The organism is Enemella dayhoffiae (assembly GCF_002250625.1).
Taxonomy (GTDB): Bacteria; Actinomycetota; Actinomycetes; order Propionibacteriales; family Propionibacteriaceae; genus Enemella; species Enemella dayhoffiae.
Genome location: NZ_NMVQ01000034.1, coordinates 98505 through 118220 on the forward strand (window position 1 = coordinate 98505; position 19716 = coordinate 118220).

The 19716-nt window shown below is 69.1% G+C and carries 23 protein-coding genes; 8 read left to right on the top strand and 15 right to left on the bottom strand.

What is annotated here, in order from left to right; all coding sequences use genetic code 11:
* Position 1: 1 nt before the first annotated feature.
* A complete protein-coding gene (locus CGZ93_RS13125) occupies positions 2 to 1027 on the bottom strand; it encodes a ferritin family protein (RefSeq protein ID WP_094364608.1) in 1026 nt (341 codons plus the stop codon).
* A 34-nt stretch (positions 1028 to 1061) separates the two neighbouring features.
* A complete protein-coding gene (locus CGZ93_RS13130) occupies positions 1062 to 1496 on the bottom strand; it encodes a hypothetical protein (protein ID WP_094364609.1) in 435 nt (144 codons plus the stop codon).
* Between the two features lie 242 nt (positions 1497 to 1738).
* Between CGZ93_RS13130 and CGZ93_RS13135 the strand changes: the two genes are divergently transcribed.
* The 6 genes from CGZ93_RS13135 to CGZ93_RS13160 all read left to right on the top strand — a co-directional run bounded on the left by CGZ93_RS13135 (position 1739) and on the right by CGZ93_RS13160 (position 8388).
* Entirely contained in the window at positions 1739 to 4027 is a 2289-nt protein-coding gene (locus CGZ93_RS13135) for a LuxR C-terminal-related transcriptional regulator (protein WP_094364610.1), read from the top strand.
* 100 nt (positions 4028 to 4127) lie between these two features.
* The gene (locus tag CGZ93_RS13140) at positions 4128 to 5360 is read left to right on the top strand and encodes a 3-hydroxyacyl-CoA dehydrogenase (protein ID WP_141211210.1); all 1233 of its coding nucleotides are present in this window, start codon (positions 4128 to 4130) and stop codon (positions 5358 to 5360) included.
* A gap of 12 nt (positions 5361 to 5372) precedes the next feature.
* Positions 5373 to 5648 carry a hypothetical protein gene (locus tag CGZ93_RS13145; protein WP_094364612.1) on the top strand — a complete coding sequence of 92 codons (276 nt, stop codon included), beginning with the start codon at positions 5373 to 5375 and terminating at the stop codon, positions 5646 to 5648.
* A gap of 18 nt (positions 5649 to 5666) precedes the next feature.
* Positions 5667 to 6515, top strand: coding sequence for an alpha/beta fold hydrolase (locus CGZ93_RS13150; protein ID WP_094364613.1), 849 nt, complete (start codon positions 5667 to 5669; stop codon positions 6513 to 6515).
* Positions 6512 to 7732, top strand: coding sequence for a sensor histidine kinase (locus CGZ93_RS13155; RefSeq protein WP_229117436.1), 1221 nt, complete (start codon positions 6512 to 6514; stop codon positions 7730 to 7732). The genes CGZ93_RS13150 and CGZ93_RS13155 overlap by 4 nt, the downstream gene beginning before the upstream one ends.
* Complete coding sequence (locus tag CGZ93_RS13160; protein WP_094364614.1) at positions 7729 to 8388, top strand: response regulator; 660 nt, start codon at positions 7729 to 7731, stop codon at positions 8386 to 8388. Before CGZ93_RS13155 ends, CGZ93_RS13160 begins: the two co-directional genes overlap by 4 nt.
* Positions 8389 to 8400: 12 nt before the next feature.
* Here the strand turns inward: CGZ93_RS13160 and CGZ93_RS13165 are convergent, their stop codons facing one another.
* Positions 8401 to 9096 carry a peptidylprolyl isomerase gene (locus CGZ93_RS13165; RefSeq protein ID WP_229117437.1) on the bottom strand — a complete coding sequence of 232 codons (696 nt, stop codon included), beginning with the start codon at positions 9094 to 9096 and terminating at the stop codon, positions 8401 to 8403.
* Between the two features lie 60 nt (positions 9097 to 9156).
* On the opposite strand from CGZ93_RS13165, the gene CGZ93_RS13170 reads away from it, so the two are divergent.
* Both CGZ93_RS13170 and CGZ93_RS19005 read left to right on the top strand, forming a co-directional pair.
* Positions 9157 to 9765: a cob(I)yrinic acid a,c-diamide adenosyltransferase gene (locus tag CGZ93_RS13170; protein ID WP_094364615.1), complete on the top strand. Its 609-nt coding sequence runs from the start codon at positions 9157 to 9159 to the stop codon at positions 9763 to 9765.
* Complete coding sequence (locus tag CGZ93_RS19005) at positions 9762 to 9923, top strand: hypothetical protein (RefSeq protein WP_171195570.1); 162 nt, start codon at positions 9762 to 9764, stop codon at positions 9921 to 9923. The genes CGZ93_RS13170 and CGZ93_RS19005 overlap by 4 nt, the downstream gene beginning before the upstream one ends.
* 28 nt (positions 9924 to 9951) lie before the next feature.
* On the opposite strand, the gene CGZ93_RS13175 is transcribed toward CGZ93_RS19005, so the two are convergent.
* The 12 genes from CGZ93_RS13175 to CGZ93_RS13230 form a co-directional block, all read right to left on the bottom strand.
* Positions 9952 to 10401 (bottom strand): DUF2550 domain-containing protein, encoded by a 450-nt coding sequence (locus CGZ93_RS13175; protein ID WP_094364616.1) that lies wholly within the window; start codon positions 10399 to 10401, stop codon positions 9952 to 9954.
* Between the two features lie 113 nt (positions 10402 to 10514).
* Positions 10515 to 10937, bottom strand: coding sequence for a F0F1 ATP synthase subunit epsilon (locus tag CGZ93_RS13180; protein ID WP_094364617.1), 423 nt, complete (start codon positions 10935 to 10937; stop codon positions 10515 to 10517).
* 2 nt (positions 10938 to 10939) lie between these two features.
* The gene (atpD, locus tag CGZ93_RS13185; RefSeq protein WP_094364618.1) at positions 10940 to 12394 is read right to left on the bottom strand and encodes a F0F1 ATP synthase subunit beta; all 1455 of its coding nucleotides are present in this window, start codon (positions 12392 to 12394) and stop codon (positions 10940 to 10942) included.
* Between the two features lie 3 nt (positions 12395 to 12397).
* Entirely contained in the window at positions 12398 to 13309 is a 912-nt protein-coding gene (locus tag CGZ93_RS13190; protein ID WP_094364619.1) for a F0F1 ATP synthase subunit gamma, read from the bottom strand.
* A 35-nt stretch (positions 13310 to 13344) separates the two neighbouring features.
* Positions 13345 to 14985 carry a F0F1 ATP synthase subunit alpha gene (atpA, locus tag CGZ93_RS13195; protein WP_094364620.1) on the bottom strand — a complete coding sequence of 547 codons (1641 nt, stop codon included), beginning with the start codon at positions 14983 to 14985 and terminating at the stop codon, positions 13345 to 13347.
* A gap of 67 nt (positions 14986 to 15052) precedes the next feature.
* On the bottom strand, positions 15053 to 15859 hold the full coding sequence (locus tag CGZ93_RS13200; RefSeq protein ID WP_094364621.1) for a F0F1 ATP synthase subunit delta: 807 nt from the start codon (positions 15857 to 15859) through the stop codon (positions 15053 to 15055).
* Positions 15856 to 16428, bottom strand: coding sequence for a F0F1 ATP synthase subunit B (locus tag CGZ93_RS13205; protein ID WP_094364622.1), 573 nt, complete (start codon positions 16426 to 16428; stop codon positions 15856 to 15858). Before CGZ93_RS13205 ends, CGZ93_RS13200 begins: the two co-directional genes overlap by 4 nt.
* Positions 16429 to 16441: 13 nt before the next feature.
* Complete coding sequence (locus CGZ93_RS13210) at positions 16442 to 16663, bottom strand: ATP synthase F0 subunit C (protein WP_094355383.1); 222 nt, start codon at positions 16661 to 16663, stop codon at positions 16442 to 16444.
* A gap of 61 nt (positions 16664 to 16724) precedes the next feature.
* Entirely contained in the window at positions 16725 to 17459 is a 735-nt protein-coding gene (atpB, locus tag CGZ93_RS13215) for a F0F1 ATP synthase subunit A (RefSeq protein ID WP_176451774.1), read from the bottom strand.
* Positions 17460 to 17521: 62 nt separating this feature from the next.
* On the bottom strand, positions 17522 to 17836 hold the full coding sequence (locus CGZ93_RS13220) for an AtpZ/AtpI family protein (protein WP_229117438.1): 315 nt from the start codon (positions 17834 to 17836) through the stop codon (positions 17522 to 17524).
* 83 nt (positions 17837 to 17919) lie between these two features.
* On the bottom strand, positions 17920 to 18441 hold the full coding sequence (locus CGZ93_RS13225) for a hypothetical protein (protein WP_141211211.1): 522 nt from the start codon (positions 18439 to 18441) through the stop codon (positions 17920 to 17922).
* 111 nt (positions 18442 to 18552) lie between these two features.
* The gene (locus tag CGZ93_RS13230; protein WP_094364625.1) at positions 18553 to 19716 is read right to left on the bottom strand and encodes an MraY family glycosyltransferase; all 1164 of its coding nucleotides are present in this window, start codon (positions 19714 to 19716) and stop codon (positions 18553 to 18555) included.

Genomic DNA, 19716 nt, shown 5'->3' on the forward strand with positions numbered 1-19716 from the left:
CTCAGGCCCCCGGCCCGTCGACGTCCACGCCCAGGGCGCGGAAGTGCTCGGCGGCCTTCTCTGCAGCGACGGTGACGGCCCCCGCACAGCCCACGTCTACCAGGGTGTCCGCATGCTCGGCCAGAGCACGGACCGCGTCCACCGCCTGCGGCAGCCAGGTAGAGACCGCCTCGCTGAGCGCCGCCCGGTTGGCGTCGCCGTGCTCGGAGTCGGCCAGCCACGTCTTGTACAGCGCGTCCAGCCACTTGCGGTGGTCGGGGTACCAGGAGGCGATGTGCTGGGCGAGCAGCGAGTAGGCACCGGCGCCGCCGATGATCGCCTCCTCGTCCAGGTGCCGGTAGATCAGGGCGTCCAGCAGCATGTCGAGCACGTCCATGCCAATGACGGCGACCGCCCAGTCCTGCTCGACCAGCAGGATTTCCACCATCCGCCGCAGCCCCTGCAGGCTGTCGTCCTCGACCCATGCCTGCTTGGCCGACTTGAGCACCGTGGCGGTGCCGTCGTCGAGCGCGAGGCCGACCCGGCTGATCAACTGCGCGTTGCCAATCCGGTCAAACCCCTCGTAGCCGAGGCACTGGGCGATGGTCGTTCCGTAGGAGAACCGGCAGGCACCGGAGAAGATCATCTGGGCGCCGGACTCCAGGTGCCGCAGCGGGACCACCACCTGGGCGATCAGATCGCGCCACGGCTGCGGCATGCGATCCAGCAGATCGTGGTCGCCCACGTAGTCCAGCGAACGCGCGAACGCCTCGTGCATCTGGGAACGGTTGGTCACATACGGGGTGTAGTAGTACTGCCGTGGATCCGCGTAGTCGTGAGGATCGACCAGCTTGAACCGGCTGAAGTCCGCGTCGTACAACTCCTTGTCCGGAGCCCAGGTGGGCCGGTAGTGGAAGTTCTCCACCGGCTGGAGGTAGTAGCTGCCCTCCTGGTAGCGGGTGGCCGGCTTGTCGCCGAACCGTTTGGCCACGTGGTCGAATGTCTGGCGCTGCGGCGTGATGACCTGTGTCTTCAGCTCGTACTGCATGCGCCGACCTCCTTTCCTTGGGTTGGTCGATTTGTCAGATCAGGTGAGCTCTGTGGTGGTTACGCAGATCAGCCACCAGGCAGAGTCGAATGATGAGATCGGGCAGGGCTTCGGGGCCGATCAGTTCGTAGGGCTCCTCGTTCGGCAGGTTGTCGGAGACGATCTGCCCGTGCGCGCCGGCCGAGTCGATCACGGTGGTGACCCGCGCCGCGTGCACACCGCACCGGATGGTGAACGACAACTCATTGCCGCCCACCTCGTCATACAGGGTGAGATGTGCTGCCGGGTCATCGATCACTGCATTGGCCTCGCAGACCAGCTGTTCGGCCAGCGAACGCAGTGCGACCTGTCTGTCCACACCCTCGTTCACGGCGCCGGGCCGACTCGGCCGCAGGGTCGGAGTCGGCACCTCTTCGGTCGATTCCTCGCCGCTCAGCACCTGAGCCAGACGATTCATGAAGAACGTCACGGGACTCCTCCTTGAGTCGTTCGCTCACACTGACGTTACGGTACCGGGTGCGGGAGGAGTACCCGTAGAACTACCCGTCTTTGTTCGACCGTGGCCCCGGGTAGCGGCGTGGGATCCGCGTGCCCCGCTACGGAACGACCCCTCGCCCAGGTGGGGCTGGTCGCGTATTCTCTGCACGCGGTCCGAGGTGGGGCCGTGCGGCCCGGGGGCCGCGAGCACTACAGGATGTGGATCCGTTGGCGATGGGGCAGCTCTCGGCTCCGATGACCCGGTTCATCGGGCGCGGCCGCACCGTGCCCCAGGCCGAGTCGCTGATCTGCGAGAACCGGCTCGTCTCCCTGATCGGCCCCGGCGGCATCGGCAAGACCCGGCTCGCGCTGGAGCTGGCCGGACGCCTCGACGATCAGTTCGCCGACGGCTGTGCCGTGGCCGCCCTGGAGGTGGTGGTTGATCCGACCGACGTGCCGTGGGGGGTCGCCTCCGCCCTGGAGATCGCCGACCTGACCAACCGGGATGCGACCGAACGGCTGACCAACTTCCTCGGCCGCAAGCAGCTGCTGCTCGTGCTGGACAATTGTGAGCACCTGTTGGAATCCGCGGCGGACCTGGTGCTCACCGTGCTGACCCGCTGCCCGGGCGTACACGTGCTGACCACCTCGCGCGAACCGCTCGGGCTGGAGGGCGAGCACGTGCTCACCGTGCCGCCACTGGAGCTGCCGGAGCGGGACAGCGACCCGGCCACGGTCACCCGAGCCGAGGCAGTCGCCCTGCTGCTGGAGCGGGCCGCCCAGGCCGGCAGCCCGCTGGAGGTCACCGAAAAGAACTGCGCCGCCATCGCCGAGTTGTGCCGGCGCCTGGACGGGATGCCGCTGGCCATCGAGCTGGCGGCCGTGCGGCTGCGCAGCCTCTCGGCGGAGCAGATCCTGGACCGGCTCGACGCCCGGTTCCTCCTGCTGCGGCGCAACGGCCGCGGGCTGCTCCCCCGACACCAGACCCTGCGCAATCTGGTCGACTGGAGCTACGAGCTGTGCTCACCGGCGGAGCAGTTGCTCTGGGCCCGGATGTCGGTGTTCACCGCAGGCTGTGACTTGGACGCCGCAGAGGCGGTGGCCGGCTTCGGTTCCCTCCGCCGCGAGGAGGTGCTGGACCTGCTCGATGCGCTGGTCGCCAAGTCGATCGTGCTGGCCGAACAGACACCGTTGGGGATGCGCTATCGCCAGCTGGTCACCATTCGTGACTACGGTGCGGAGTTGGCCGCCAAGGCCGCAGAGACGGGAGAACTGCACCGGCGTCACCGCGACCTGATGCTCGAGCGGGCTCGGGGCATGGTGCGGACCTGGGCGGGGCCCGACCAGCAGCGCAGTCTGGCCCTGATGCGTGCCGACCATGCCGACGCGATCACCGCGATGGAGTGGTCCCTGGCAACCCCGGGCGAGGGGAACCGAGCGGCCGAGCTCGGCGCCCTGTTGCGTTACCACTGGGTGTCCGGGGCGTTTCTGCCGGCCGGACGGCACCGGCTGGAGCAGGTGCTCGCCTCCCCCGAGGTGACCGGGCGCGACCGCGCCGAGGCCCTTTGGGTGGCCGCTTGGGTGGCGCTGATCAGCGGTGACCACGCACTGGCCGAGGAGCACCTGAGCGAGGCCGAGCCGCTGGCGGCGGAACTGGCGGATGCGTTCCTGCGCGGTCAGGTGGCCAACTGGACGGGGCTGCTGCACCTGTTCCGGGGCAACGGCCCCGAGGCGGTGCGGCACTACCGGCGGGCCGCCGCCATCTTCACCGAGCTGGGGGACGAAGCGGCGCTGGAGACCGCGCTGTTCCAGCTCGGGCTGTCCGAGATCTATGGGGACTCCCCCGCCGCGGCCCTGCGCACCTCCGAGCGGTTGATCGCGATCAGCGACCGCAACGGGGAGTCCTGGTTCCGGGCGTACGTCTATTGGGTTCGCGGGATCGCCCTGTGGCACCAGGGTGAGTTGGACGCGGCGCGCACGGCCACCCTGGAGACGCTACAAATCCAGGCCGAGAACCTCGACGGGATCTGCATCGCGCACACCCTCACCCTCGGTTCGTGCATCGCGGTCGACTCCCACGACTTCGAGCGGGCAGCACGGCTGCAGGGCCTGGCCGAGGCGGTCTGGTGCACCCTGGGCACCCACGTCGCCTCGTTCGGTCCCGGTCTCGAGGGGGATCGGAACGCCGCCGTGCAGCGGGCCCGCTCCGCGCTCGGGGCGGACGCGTGGCAGCGCGCCGTGCGCGAGGCAAACGGCCTGGACCATCTCGGTGCGGTCCACGCCGGTCTCGACGAGGTCGCGAAGATCTGCGGTACGCCGGCACCCAACCCTGTCGGCCTCACCCGGCGCGAGGCCCAGATCGCCGACCTGGTCGCAGATGGGCTGTCCAACAAGGAGATCGCCCACCAGCTCACGATCTCCACCCGGACCGTCGACGGACACGTGGAGAACATCCTGCACAAGTTCGGGGTGCGTTCCCGCGCCAAGGTTGCCGCCCAGGTGCTCAGCCAGCGCACCCGCTGAGAGGCACCCGGCACAGCAGTCCTCGGGGTGACCACCATCATGGTCTGACCCCCGGTCGAACCACCTCCCCACCACGCGGAGCACGGATAGACTCGTGCGGGTGACTACTGATCCGAACAACGAGAACACCATCCGTACCGTCGCCGTGATCGGCTTGGGCACCATGGGCGCCGGGATCGCCGAGGTGTTCGCCCGGGCCGGCCTGACCGTCCGCGGCATCGAGTACAACGAGGACGCGCTGGACCGGGGCCGCGGGGTCCTGCAGAAGTCGACCGACCGGGCCGTCTCCCGGGGGAAGCTGTCCAGTGAGGATCAGGCGGCGCTGCTGGGCCGGATCGACTTCACCACCGACACCGCAGTCGGGGTCAAGGACGCCGACCTGGTCGTGGAGGCGGTGAGCGAAAAGCTGGAGCTGAAGCAGCAGATCTTCCGCACCGTCGACGAGGCCGCGCCGGCGCACGCCATCCTGGCCACCAACACCTCCTCGCTGTCGATCACCTCGATCGCCACGGTGGTCACCGACCCGAGCAGGGTGCTCGGCGTCCACTTCTTCAACCCCGCGCCGGTGCAGACCCTGGTCGAACTGATCCGCGCCATCCACACCTCCGACGCCGCGATCGACCGGATGACCCGGTTGATGACCTCGCTCGGCAAGTCCCCCATCGTCTGCGGCGACCGCGCCGGTTTCATCGTCAACGCGCTGCTGGTGCCCTATCTCGGTCAGGCGGTACGCCTGTACTCCAACGGATTCTGCACGCGCGAGGAGATGGACTCCGCGATGGTGGAGAAGGCCGGCTATCCGATGGGCCCGCTCACCCTGGTGGACCTGGTCGGGGTCGACGTCTGCGAGGACGTGCTGGAGCGGATGTTCCAGGAGAGCAAGGACCGGCTGCGCTCCACCCCGGAGCTGCTGCACCAGCTGGTCACCGCCGGGATGCTCGGCCGTAAGACCGGCCGTGGCCTCTACACCTACGCCGACGGGAAGGCCACCGACGAACCGGGCGTGGTCCGTCCGCCCCGGGTGTCCCGGGCGCACGAACTGCCCGACCGGCTGGTCTGCAACTACCTGAACCAGGCGCTGCGGATGGTCGAGGAGAACTACGCCTCGCTCGACGACATCGACACCGGGATGGCCGAGGGCTGTCGGATGCCGCGTCCCTTCGAGGTGCTGGTCGAACTCACGCCGACCCACGTGCTGGACGTGCAGCGCCGGCTCTATGAGGAGTCCGGCGAGCCGGGTCACCGACCGTCGCGGTTGCTGGTGCAGCTGGCCGGCTCCGACGACGCCGCCGCGGCGGTGGCGGAGCTGCGCCGGGCCACCGCCCGCGCCTGACCCGCTGTTCGCGTGCCCAACCGTCGGCGTCGGTCCAAGCACACCCGGGAGCACCGGCCACTGTCCGGTGCCCACCCGGTGAGCGAGACCCGCGCCGACGGCGAGTGGCTGGTCCGCGGGGTGACCGCCGAACGCGCGACCAAGGCGTACACCTGTCCGGGCTGTGGGGGCACGATCCCGGCGGGGACCGCACACGTGGTGGTGTGGCCACGGGTGGCCTCCATCGCCAGCCCGTCGGCGATCGAGGAACGCCGGCACTGGCACCGGCACTGTTGGCAACGACGCTGAGTCGAGGACGGAGATCTGATGCAGCTCAACCGCACCCTGATCGGTGAGGGCGACGGCCCGCTGGTGGTGTTCTGCCACGGCGTCTTCGGCCAGGGCAAGAACTGGACCTCGGTGGCGCGCGCGCTCGCCACCCCTTCGACAGGCTCAGGGACCCCTTCGACAGGCTCAGGGGTCAGCTGTCTGCTCCTGGACATGCCGAACCACGGCCGCTCCGAGTGGTCCGACAGCCTGGACTATCGAACGATGGCCGACCAGGTGGCCGACGCGATCGACGCCGAGCCGGCGCGCAACGGCGCCCCGGTCGCGCTGGTCGGACACTCGATGGGCGGCAAGATCGCGATGCACCTGACCCTGCGCCACCGCGAGCTCGTCGAGCGGTTGTGCGTGGCCGACATCTCCCCGGTCGCCTACGGGTCGATGCGCGGTTTCCACACGTTCACCCGCGCCATGGCCGGCCTCGACCTGGCCGCCCTGAGCGGTCGCGAGCAGGCCGAACGACATCTCGCCGAGAACGGCGTGGACGACCCGACGGTCCGCTCCTTCCTGCTGCAGAACCTGCGCCGGGAGCGCGTCGACGGGCAGACCCGGTGGCACTGGCAGCCCAACCTGGCGCTGATCCACGAGCAGATGGAGTCCCTGGGCGGATGGGTCGAGCCGACCGAGGAGCCGTGGCCCGGGCCGGTGCTGTGGGTGGCTGGTGGCGACTCCGACTATGTCCAGCCCGAATACGCCGCACGGATGCGGGAGCTCTTCCCCGCGGCCCGCCTGGTCACCATCAAGAATGCGGCGCACTGGGTGCACGCCGACCAGCCGGACATCTTCACCGCCGTGCTCAGGCGGTTCCTGGAGCTACCGGGGTCCCGGTGAGCACCGCCCCGCCGCTGATGGCGGCCGGCACAGGCACCCTGCGGCTGCTCCGCGGCTCCCTGCACACCGCCGTGGCCGCGCTGCTGGTGGTCGGTCTGGTCCGGATGCTGCGCGACCCGCAGGCCGGCGGCTGGCGGATCGCCCTCGGCTGCGCGGTGGCGGTGCTGTTCGCGATGGCGTACGCCTGGGGATCCCGCCCCGGCCGCTTCCGGTCCACCCGGCCGGCCCGCTGGTGGCTGGCCGGGGTGACCAGCACCTGGGTGCTGCTGATGTTCTTCGCCGCCGAGTTCGCCTGGCTGGCGTTCCCGCTGTTCTTCCTGCACCTGCATCTGCTCCGGCGCGGGCACGCGGTGGTGGCGATCGTGGTGATGACCGCCATGGTGATCGCCGCGCAGGCCTACCACGTCGGGCGCCTGCAGGTGCCGATGGTGCTCGGCCCGCTGTTCGGTGCCGCGGTGTCGGTGGTGGTCGCGCTCGCCTACGAGGCGTTGTACGCCGAGTCGGCGGCCCGCGCGGCCTCGCTGGCCGAGCTCGAGGCCACCCGGGCCGAACTCGCCCGGAGCCAACGCGAGGCGGGGCGCCTCGGCGAACAGGAACGACTCGCCCGGGAGATCCACGACACCCTCGCCCAGGGATTGGGCTCGCTGGTGCTGTTGAGCCGTAGCGCCCGCAGCGAACTCGCCACCGGCGACCCGGCGGGCACCGAGCGCACGGCCGAAATCCTCACCGAGATGGAACAGGTGGCCGGGGACAACCTCGGCGAGGCCCGCCGGTTCATCCGCGAGCTCACCCCACCCGACCTGACCAGCGGCGACCTGGTGTCGGCGCTGCGGCGGGTGGTGGACCGGCACCGCGCGGTCGCCCGGCAGCCGTGTGAGCTGCGCGTCACCGGAGAGCCGCGGCCGCTGCCCGGCCCGGTCGCCACCGGACTGCTGCGGGCGGCACAGGCGAGCCTGGCCAACGTGCAGCAGCACGCCCGGGCCGGCCTGGCCGTGCTCACCCTGGGCTTCCTGAGCGGGGAGGTCACCCTCGACATCTATGACGACGGGGTGGGGTTCGACCCGGCCACCTCCCCCGGTTCGGCCAGCTTCGGCCTGCGTGGGGTGCGGCACCGGATCGAGCAGCTGGGTGGTCGGATCGAGATCGAGTCGGCCCCCGGCGCCGGCACCGTGATCGGGCTCCGGGTCCCGGTCCACGACGAGGAGGAGCACCGATGAACACCCTGCGGCTGTTGCTGGTCGATGACCATCCGGTGGTACGCCGCGGTCTGCGCGCGGTCTGCACCGACCCGGCCGCGCGGTCCGGCGTACCGGAGTTGGCCGAGGTGCTCGTCGTCGGCGAGGCCGGGGACGGCCAGCAGGCCCTCGACCTGCTGCGGGCAGAACGGGCGCTGGCGGTCGACGTGGTGCTCATGGACCTACAGATGCCGGTGATGGACGGGGTGACCGCGACCGGGCGGATCACCGCCGAGGACCCGCACCCGGCGGTGCTGGTGCTGACCACGTTCGATACCGACGCCGACCTGGCCGCGGCGATCGAGGCCGGTGCCTCCGGTTATCTGCTGAAGGACGCCGCCGCCACCGAGATCATTGCCGCGGCGTACGCCGCCGCGCACGGCCGGCGCGCCCTGGCCCCCGAGCTGGAGCGGCGGATGGAACGCCGGGCCGCCGCCCCCGACCTGGCGCTGACCGCCCGCGAGCTGGAGATCCTGACCGCGATCGCCACCGGCCGGAGCAACCGGGAGGTGGCCCGCAGCCTGTTCATCTCCGAGGCCACGGTGAAGACCCACCTGGTGCACATCTTCGACAAGCTGGGCGTGGACAACCGCACCCAGGCGGTCCAGGTGGCCCGGGAGCGACGCATCCTGCGCTGAGCCGGCGGCCGGCTACTTCTGCTCGGTGACCGTGCGGATCCGCGCCTCGTTGTTGGGCTTTCCGGAGCGGTCGGGGTTGGAACCGTCCTGCCCCTCGGCCGCGATCCGGGCCACCACGCCGAGGGAGTCCTTGTCCAGGGTGCCGAAGACGGTGTACTTCGCCGGAAGCGGAGAGTCGGCGTACACCAGGAAGAACTGGGAGCCGTTGGTGTTGGCCCCGGCGTTCGCCATCGCCACCGTGCCAGCCGGATACTTCTCCGAGCGGGAGAGCTCGTCGGCGTACTTGTAACCGGGCCCGCCGCGGCCGGTGCCGGTCGGGTCGCCGCACTGCAGCACGAAGATCCCGCTGTCGACCAGCCGGTGGCACTGGGTGTTGTCGAAGTATTTCTGCTTGGCCAGGGACTCGAAGGAGTGCACGGTGCAGGGGGTCCGCGAGCGGTCCATGGTGATGGTCACCGGGCCCTGGTTGGTGTCCAGCGTCCACCTCGCCTCACCGGTCCGCCGGACCTCGTTCGGCGAGGGCGGATCGACCGGGCGCGCCGGCTCACCGCTGGGCTGATACTGGCAACCGCCGGAACCGGCCGGGGCGTTCGCGGGCGGCGGTGCGCTCGCCGCGTCACCGCCGGTGCCACCACCTCCGCAACCGGCCAGCGCAACGGCCAGACCGAGGGCGGACAGCAGAACCACGGGACGCAGGGGACGAATCACCGGTGCAGCATAGCCACCGCCGGACCGGATCCGCGGGTTCCGCGCGCTAGAGTCACCGACATGGTCGTGCTGAACCGGATCTATACCCGCACCGGCGACGGGGGCGACACCCGCCTGTCGGACATGTCGCTCACCCGCAAGAGCGATCCGCGGGTGGCTGCCTACGGTGATGTGGACGAGACGAACTCGGTGATCGGGGTCGCGCTGGCCACCGGCGGCATCGCTGAGCCGATCGCGGCCGCCCTGCGGATCGTGCAGAACGAGCTGTTCGACCTCGGCGCCGACCTGTCCAACCCGCTGCAACCGGACCCGAAATATCCACCGCTGCGGATCGCGCAGGTGTCGGTGGACCGGCTCGAGGCCTGGTGCGACGAGTTCGGCGACCCGCTGCCCAAACTGCGCTCGTTCATCCTGCCCGGTGGTAACCCCGCCGGCGCCCAGCTGCACGTGGCCCGGACCATCTGTCGGCGGGCCGAGCGCTCGGCCTGGCTGGCGGTGGAGGTTTACGGCACGCAGGTCGCCCCTGACGCGGACACCCCGGGCGGGGTGAACCCGGTCGCGGTCACCTATCTGAACCGGCTGTCGGACCTGCTGTTCATCTGCAGCCGCGCGGTGAACGGGACCGCCGACGAGGTGCTGTGGGTGCCCGGTGGGGAGCGTGGCGAGTGAACCACCTCGGCCTCGGTGTGGTGCTGACCGCGCTGTTCCTCGTCCTGTGCCTGCTGGTGCAGGCCTCGGGCCGCACCGACTGGTGGGGTGGTCCGGCGATCTTCGCGGTGATGCTGGCGCTCTACTGGGCCGCGGGCCGCCAGCTGTTCCGATCCTGAACCCGACCCACCGGCGCACCCGCACAACTCACTGGCGGAAGCGCCCGACACTGGGCGGCGCGGCCTCGAGCCAGGACAGCAGCCCGGTGCTGCTCTCGGGGGCCATCGCCAACTCCCAGTCCCCCGCCGGGTCCCGCGGGACCCTGCTGGAGCTGCTGAGGCGTACCACCCGGGGATTGCCGTAGAGGCTCTCCACCTCGCCGTATTCGGCCTCCCGCTGTTCCACCGCGGAGGTGGCGGTACGCCGGAAGCGCACCTTGGGGCGCAGCGAAAGGGACAGCGCGCGGTACCACTCCAGGTGCTCGCCCTCGTAGCGGGCCAGACCGAGGGCCCACTCGGTGTGCTCGACCGGGCGCATCGCACAGTCGAAAATGCCGCCCTGGCGGGAGAGCCAACGGCGGCGGAGATAGAGCCAGAGCAGCGGGACGATCAGGGCGAGCAGGATTGTAAGCCCCACCACCTCGACCAGCCACTCCATGAAAGAAATTTAGCCAAACGTCCAAGAAGACTCAAACCAGCGAGGCCGCTGCGGCGTACGCGAAAGGGGTCCGACCACGTCGTGGTCGGACCCCTTCGCAGCGGTGGGGAAGGTCAGTGCCCCAGGCCGGAGTTCCCTTGGCGCTTCTGCGCGGCCTTCACCTGGGCGGCGGCACGCTGGTAGTGCTTGCGGGTCTCCTCGGAGTCGTCACCCGCGTCCAGCTGCCGGTTGGCCTCGGCCAGTTCCTTCTCGGCGGCGTCCAGGCTGATCTCCTCGCCCCGGGACGCGTACTCCGACAGGATGGACACCCGGTTGTGCTGCACCGAGATGAACCCGCCGTCGACGGCCACGACCTCGCGCTCGCCACCGGTGGAGAACACCTCGACCCCGCTCGGTACCAGCACCGCCAGCAGCGGCGAGTGGTTCGGCAGGATGCCGGTGTCCCCCTCGCTGGTGCGGGCGATGACCTGGCTGGCCTCCCCGGACCAGACCACCCGGTCCGCGGCGACGACGTTGACCTGCAGGACGTCGGCCATGCTCAGCCTTCCTTCTGCATCTTGTCCCAGTTCTCCATCACCATGTCCATGCCACCGACGTTGAAGAACGCCTGCTCGGCGATGTGGTCGACATCGCCCTTGCAGATCATCTGGAACCCCTCGATGGTGTCCTTCAGCGGCACGGTGGAGCCCGGGATGTTGGTGAACTTCTCGGCCATGTAGGTGTTCTGGGACAGGAACTGCTGGATCCGACGGGCCCGGTTCACGACGATCTTGTCCTCCTCGGACAGCTCGTCGACACCGAGGATGGCGATGATGTCCTGCAGCTCCTTGTTGCGCTGCAGGATCTGCTTCACCTGGACGGCCGTGTCATAGTGCTCCTGGCCGATGTACTGCGCATCGAGGATGCGCGAGGACGAGGTGAGCGGGTCCACGGCCGGATAGAGCCCACGCGAGGCGATCTCACGGGAGAGCTCGGTGGTCGCGTCCAGGTGGGCGAAGGTGGTCGCCGGAGCCGGGTCGGTGTAGTCGTCGGCGGGCACGTAGATCGCCTGCATCGAGGTGATCGAGTGACCGCGGACCGAGGTGATCCGCTCCTGCAGCTGGCCCATCTCGTCGGCCAGGTTGGGCTGATAACCCACCGCCGACGGCATCCGGCCCAGCAGGGTGGACACCTCGGAGCCGGCCTGGGTGAACCGGAAGATGTTGTCGATGAACAGCAGCACGTCCTGGTTCTGCACGTCGCGGAAGTATTCCGCCATGGTCAGCGCCGACAGCGCCACCCGCAGCCGGGTGCCCGGCGGCTCGTCCATCTGGCCAAACACCAGGGCGGTGTCCTTGAACACCCCGGCCTCTTCCATCTCGTTGATCAGGTCGTTGCCCTCACGGGTCCGCTCGCCCACGCCGGCGAACACCGAGGTGCCACCGAAGTTGTGCGCGATGCGATAGATCATCTCCTGGATCAGCACGGTCTTGCCCACACCGGCGCCGCCGAACAGGCCGATCTTGCCGCCCTGCACATAGGGGGTCAGCAGGTCGAGCACCTTGATGCCGGTCTCCAGCATCTCGGTCTTCGACTCGAGCGCGTCGAACTTCGGCGGCTCGCGGTGGATCGGCCAGCGCTCGGAGATCTCCAGGCTGGACGGGTCGGCGTTCAGCACGTCACCGGTGGCGTTCCACACGTGGCCCTTGGTGATGTCGCCCACCGGCACGGTGATCGGGGCGTTGGTGTCGCGCACCTCCTGGCCGCGACGCAGACCGTCGGTCGGCTTCAGCGAGATGGCGCGGACGATGTTGTCGCCCACGTGCAGCGCCACCTCGAGGGTGATGGTGCGCTGCTCGCCGCCGAGGTCGATGTCGACGTGCAGCGCGTTCATGATGTCGGGCATCTGATCCGGCGGGAACTCGACGTCCACCACCGGGCCGATGACCCGGGCGATCCGACCGATCTGGGCCTCACCACTGGTCTGGTTGGTGTCGTTGACAGTCGCAGTCATCTCTCACTCACTCTCTGCGTTCGCGTCGGCCAGCGCGTTCACGCCACCCACGATCTCACTGATTTCCTGGGTGATCTGCGCCTGCCGGGCCTGGTTGGCCTCCCGGGTCAGGCGTTCGATCAGTTGCTGGGCGTTGTCGGTGGCCGACTTCATCGCCCGCTGCTTGCTCGCCAGCTCCGAGGCCGCCGCCTGGAGCAGGCAGTACTGGATGCGGCTGGCCACGTACAGCGGCAGCAGCTCGTCCAGCACGGCCTCGGCGTCCGGCTCGAAGTCGTAGAGCGGGAACACCTCGTGGCTCTCGATCGCCTCGTCCGACTCCACCACCTCCAGCGGCAGCAGTCGGATCACCTCCGGCTTCTGGGTGATCATCGACACAAACCGGGTGTAGACGATCTGGATCTCGTCCACCCCACCTTCCTCGGTCGGGGTGAGGAACGCCTTGATCAGCGCGTCGGCGATCTCGCGGGCGTGGGCATAGTTCGGGGAGTCCGAGAAACCCTCCCAGGTCTGCTCCACGTGCCGCTTGCGGAACTGGTAGAAACCGATCCCCTTGCGTCCGCAGAGGAAGGGCACGACCTCCTTGCCGTCGGCCCGCAGCAGCTCGGTGAGCTGCTCCCCCTGCTTGATCACCGAGGAGCTGTACGCCCCCGCCAGACCGCGGTCGGAGGTGATCAGCAGCATCGCCGCCCGGGTCGGGTTTTCCTTCTCGGTGGTCAGCGGGTGGTCGATGTTGGAGAACGTCGCCACCGCCGACACCGCCCGGGTCAGCTCCCGGGCATACGGCGCCGCCGCGTTGGCCCGCTGCTGGGCCTTGACGATCCGCGAGGCGGCGATGAGCTCCATGGCGCGGGTGATCTTCTTGGTCGTGGAGACCGAGTTCTTCCGCTGGCGAAGTTCACGCAGGCTTGCTGGCATCTCAGCGCTCCGCTCTGCTCGGGTTCAACACAGAATCAGCCCCGCTTCTGCTTGACGATCTGCTCCTGACCGACCTCGTCGGCCTCGAGCGCGTCATGCTCCTCGCGGCCGGCCTGCAGCATCTTGCCGTCAGAGGTCTGGAAGCCCTGCTTGAACTTCTTGATCTCCTGCTCCAGCGCGTTCGCGGTGTCGTCGTCGAACTTCTGCGTCTCGGAGATGGTCTGCAGCACGTTCGAGTTGTGCCGCAGGTGATCCAGCAGCTCCTGCTCGAAGCGCAGTACGTCGTCCACCGGCACGTCGTCGAAGTGACCGTTGGTGCCGGCCCACACGCTGACCACCTGGTCCTCGACGGCATAGGGGGCGTACTGGCCCTGACGCAGCAGCTCGGTCAACCGCGCACCGCGATCCAGCTGGCGCCGGGAGGTGGCGTCCAGGTCGGAGGCGAACATGGCGAACGCCTGCATGTCGCGATACTGGGCCAGACCCAGCTTCAGGGTGCCGGCGACCGACTTCATCGCCTTGATCTGCGCGGCGCCACCGACTCGGGACACCGAGATGCCCACGTCGACGGCGGGCCGCTGGTTGGCGTTGAACAGGTCGGACTGCAGGAAGATCTGACCGTCGGTGATCGAGATCACGTTGGTCGGGATGAACGCCGACACGTCGTTCGCCTTGGTCTCGATGATCGGCAGGCCGGTCATCGAACCGCCGCCCAGCTCGTCGGAGAGCTTGGCGCAGCGCTCCAGCAGGCGGGAGTGGAGATAGAACACGTCACCGGGGTACGCCTCACGGCCCGGCGGGCGGCGCAGCAGCAGCGACATCGCGCGGTAGGCCTCGGCCTGCTTGGTCAGGTCGTCGAAGATGATCAGCACGTGCTTGCCCTGGTACATCCAGTGCTGACCGATGGCCGAACCGGCGTACGGGGCGATGTACTTGAAGCCGGCCGGGTCGGAGGCCGGCGCGTGCACGATGGTGGTGTACTCCATCGCGCCCGCCTCTTCGAGGGTGCCCTTCACCTCGGCGACGGTGGAACCCTTCTGACCGATCGCCACGTAGATGCAGCGCACCTGCTTCTTGGGGTCGCCGGACTCCCAGTTGCTCTTCTGGTTGATGATCGTGTCGATCGCGATGGCGGTCTTGCCGGTCTTGCGGTCACCGATGATCAGCTGCCGCTGGCCGCGGCCGATCGGGATCATCGCGTCGATCGCCTTCAGACCCGTCTGCAGCGGCTCGCGGACCTCCTGGCGATCCATCACGCCGGCGGCCTGCAGCTCCAGCGGACGACGGTCGTCGACGCCGTTGATCTCGCCCATCCCGTCGATCGGGTTGCCCATCGCGTCGATCACGCGACCGAGGAAGCCGTCACCGACCGGCACCGAGAGCACCTGGCCGGTGCCCTTGACCTTGGAGCCCTCCTCGATGCCCTCGGAGTTGCCGAGCACCACGACGCCGATCTCGCGGACGTCGAGGTTCAGCGCGATGCCCATCGTGCCGTTCTCGAACTCCAGCAGCTCGTTGGCCATGCAGGACGGCAGGCCCTCGACCCGGGCGATACCGTCACCGGAGGTCACCACGATGCCCACCTCTTCGCGCGAGGAGGTCTCCGGGGTGTAGTTCTGGACGAAGGAGTCCAGCGCGTTCCGGATCTCCTCCGGACGAATTGTGAGTTCCGCCATCGTTGCGTCCCTGCTCTCGTTTCCCAAGTTGCGTTGGTTGAAGTTCTGTTGTCGGGAGGCGTACGCCTCAGCCCAGGCGCCTGCGCGCCTCGGCGAGCCGGCCGGCCACGGTGCCCTCGATGACCTCGTCGCCCAGCTCGACCCGGACGCCGCCGATCACCTCGGGGTCGACCACCACGTGCAGGTCGACCTCGCGACCCACCTGGCGGCTCAGCGCCACCCGGAGCCGCTCATACTGCTCGGAGGTCAGCTCCCGCGCCACCCGCACCGTGGCGATGCCCCGGTTGCGCAGCGCGGAGGCCAGGCTCAGATAGCCCTCGACCGTGTTCACGAAGTTGCGGTCCCGGGCACCGACCGCACGGCGGGCGAGCACCACGGTCGCCTCGTGCGCGCGGCCGTCGAGCAGCTGGGTGACCAGCTGCTCCCGCTTCTGCAGCGGGACCCCGCGGTCCCCCAGCGCCTCGGCCAGGGCCGGTTCGCCGGAGACGGTCCGGGAGAACCGGAACAGCTCGTCCTCGACCTCGTCGAGCTTGCCCTCGGCCTGGGCGGCGCGCAGTTCGGCGCGCACGCCCTGCCGCTCCAGCGCCGCGGTGAACGAGCGACCCCCACCCCAGCGCAGCGCGGCCGTCTCCTCGGTGACGTGCACCGCCGCACCGGACACCTTGCCGTTGAGCAGCTGCCAGACCAGACCCTTGCGCTGGTCGGAAGGCATTCCCGGGTCGGTGAAGCCGCGGCGCAGCGACGGCTGCGCCTCGACCGCGTCGACCACGGCGAACAACTCACCGGCCAGCGTGGAGTTCGGCTCCTGGTTGTCCAGGACCCGATCCACCGAGCCCAGGCGGGCCTCCTCGGCAGAGCTCACGGTGCGGGTCATCGCTGCCCCTGCTCCGCCTTGTCACCGACGGGCTGCGACTCCAGGTCGGCGATGAACCGGTCGATGGTGCGCCGCGCCCGGTCGTCGTCGTCGAGGGATTCCCCGACGATCCGGCCGGCCAGGGTGGTGGCCAGGCCACCGACCTCGGTGCGCAGCTGGTTGACCACCTGTACCCGCTCCGCCTCGATCTGGGTGGTCGCGTTGGTGACGATCCGGTTGGCCTCGGCCTCGGCCTGCTCGCGCAGCTCCGCCTTGATCCGTGCGCCCTCGTTCTTGGCGTCCTCGCGGATCCGGGCGGCCTCCTGGCGAGCCTCGGCCAGCTGCTCCTGATACTGCCGGAGCGCCGCCTCGGCCTCTTCCTGGGCCTTCTCGGCCTTCTCCATCCCGCCCTGGATGGCCGCCGCACGCTCGGCGTACATCTTCTCGAAGGCGGGCACCACCTTGGCCCGCAGCACGAGCCAGATGATGATCATGAGCAGGATGCCCATGATGAATTCGGAGAGGTGGTGCGGCAACAGGGGTCCGAGTGGACCGCCGCCCTCTTCTCCTGCCAGCGGGATGATCAGCATGTGATCCTCCGGATCAGTTGATGACGAAGGCGAAGGCCAGCGCCAGGATGAACAGCGCCTCGACGATCGCCATACCGATCCAGGCGGTGCCCATCATGGCGCCGCGGGCCTCGGGCTGACGGGCGGTGCCCTGGATCACGGAGGCGAAGATCAGGCCGACGCCGATGCCGGAGCCGATGGCCGCCAGGCCAGCGCCGATCATGTTCACCGAGCCGGCGATTTCCATGGGGGTCATGTGGGTTTCCTTTCGGATTTCCGTTTTAGTGACGGTCTTTGGGTGGTTTCAGGGGGATGGATCAGTGGTCCTCGGCCAGCGAGGAGGCGACGTACTGTGCGGTCAGCACGGTGAAGATGTACGCCTGCAGGGTCGCCACCAGCAGCTCGAGGGCGAAGATGGCGAAGCTGAACAGCATGGACATGCCGCCGGCGAACTTGTTGAACGCCCCGTGCGCCTCGGTCAGCAGGTAGCCGCCGCCGACGACGAACACCAGCACCACCAGGTGGCCGGCGAACATGTTGCCGAACAGTCGCAGACCGAGGGTGACGGGGCGGACGATGAAGTTGGACAGGAACTCCAGCGGGATGATGATCGGCCACAGCCAGACCGGCACCCCGGCCGGGATCAGGCTGTTCTTGAAGTACTTGGCGCCGTGGCGGGCGATACCCGCGCCGTTGTAGATCAGCCAGCTGAGCAGGGCCAGGCCCCAGGCGTACCCGATGTTGGAGAAGGTCGGGAACATGAACAGCGGGAACAACCCGAACACGTTGTTCACCCAGATGAAGGAGAACAGCCCGAGCAGATAGGGCAGATAGCGGCGGAAATCGTGACCCAGCGCGTCGCGGGCGACCCCGTTGCGGATGAAGTCGTAGACGTACTCCCAGAAGAACTGGCCCTTGCTGGGCAGCACCTTCAGGTTGCGGGAGGCGATCAGCCAGACCACGATCACCAGGATCGCGCCGATCACGGCCTGGATCAGCGGCTTGTTCACCCATGCGGGGCTGTCCCACCAGCCGTGCATGCCGTCGAACATGAAGTCACTCACGCTGGGCGGCTTGTAGCCACCCTCGAGCGGGACCAGCGGCAGGATCGGGCTCACCGGCGCTCCTTCCCAGTTGTTTCAGCTCCGGTGCCATCGGAGGACTTGGTGGTGACGCCCCGCTCGACGGCGAAGCGACGAATCACGAGGTAGATGCCCAGGCCCGCGCCGAGCACGATGCCGATCGGCAGCAGGAACGAGGTGGCGAGCCAGCGGTCCAGCAGCCAGCCGAGACCGCCGTAACCGAGCACTCCGGCCAGCAGATAGGACAGGGCCCGCATCGCGTCATCCTGCCCCCGGGCGGAGAGGGACCGGTCGCGAGCGGTGCGTGCCTGGGCGGCACTGTCCTCGCGTGCGGTGGCCAAGGTCACCGATCCCTCCTGAGCGATTGGCCCGGTGGCGAGGTCGCCGATCGGGCTTCGGAGCGAGAGATTATCAGTCGTTCCGCTGCGGGTCACTTCGCCGTCCCCCCGCCCTGGGCGGACCCCTGCGGGCCGTCGGTGGGCTCGTCGAAGTTGGGGACGCGCAGGCGATGCAGGGCGTACGCCTCGGCGCCCAGCCAGCCGACCAGGGTGAGCGCCGCCCCGGCGACCAGGGGCCCGCGGGCCAGGCTGTCGGGGTCGCTGGCCAGGTTGAACCAGGCGTACAGCACGAACAGCAGCAACGCGGCGCGGAAGCCGAAGGAGGCCAGGCTGGCGGCCATCAGGGTGCGCGGATGGGCGGTGGCGAACCGCACCTGGACGGACTGCCCGATCACCTGGAAGACGATCACCAGGGCGGCCCCGAAGAGGGCCGAGAACAGGCCCCGGCGGCCCAGCAGCACCGCCGAGCCGCCGACCGCGAGCAGCGCTCCGGCGTGGGCGCCGAGCACCCCCGCCATCAGCAGCGTGCGGGCCCGGACGATCGCTGGGTTGCCCGAACCGACCCCCGCCGAGGGGGTGGGCCCAGAGGGCAGCGCGCCGGTCACAGTCGTCATCGTTTCCGCAGTCTCGAGGTTGGGCACCCGACAGCTATGCCGGGCTCGGGGGATTGCTTGTGAAACTTAGCACAAATAGCCCGCGGGTGCTGCGGTCGCCCGGGGGGCGGGCTATCCCTGGGGCCGCTCCTGGATCTTGGCCTCCGCCTCGCGCTCGACGCGCCGCTGCCGGGCGTCCTCGGCGGGCGTCCCCGTCGGCGCCCCCAGGGTGAAGAAGGTGGCCACCCCCATCAACCCGACCACCGCCGCGATGGTCTCCCAGCGCGGCCCGAGCCCGACCGCGATCACCCCGAAGGAGATCAGCGCGGTCCAGATGTACATCAGCAGCACGGCGCGCCGGTGCGAGTGACCGCGTTCCAGCAGCCGGTGGTGCAGGTGCTGCTTGTCCGCCACCCAGAACCAGGTCCCGGCGTAGGTTCGCCTCAGGAACGCCAGCACGAAGTCGAGCAGCGGCAGCACCATGATCGCCAGCGGCAGAATCAGCGGCAGGTACGCCGCCATCAGCCCACTCCCCTCGTCGGTCAACCTGGACGAGTCGATCTGACCGGTCAACGAGATCGTCGAGGTGGCCAGCATCAACCCGAGCAGCATCGCCCCGGAGTCGCCCATGAACATCCGGGCCGGGAAGTAGTTGTGCGGCAGAAAGCCGATGCACACCCCGGCGATCGCGACCGTCAACAGGCTGGCTGTCTGCGCGCGGGGCAGGTCCAGGTCCGACACCAGCAGATAGGAGTAGGTGAAGAAGGCGAGCGCCCCGATCGCGACCACCCCCGCGGCCAGCCCGTCCAGGCCGTCGACGTAGTTGACCGCGTTGGTGCAGAGCACGATGAAGAAGACCGTGATCGCGATCGAGGCCGAGTCGTCCAGGGAGATGATGCTGTTGGGCAGCGGGATCCACAACATCTTCACGCCGTTGGCCACCACCAGCCCCGCGGCGAGCACCTGACCGGCGAGTTTGGCCACCGCGTTGAGCTCGAACAGGTCGTCGAGCACGCCGACGGCACAGATCACCAGGGCGGCGATCAGGATGGCGCGGAAGTCGTGCTGGATCAGCGGATTGCGGCCCAGGAACGGCATGTTGGTCGAGATCAGATAGGCGGCCCCGACCCCGAACAGCATCGCCACCCCACCGAAATAGGGAATCGGGATGGCGTGCACGTCGCGATCCCGGACCCGGGCCACCGCACCGGTACGCAGCGCCACCCGTCGCGCCAACCCGCTCAGCAGGTAGGTCGTCGCGGCGGTGATCAGCAGCACCAGCAGATAGGCCCGCAT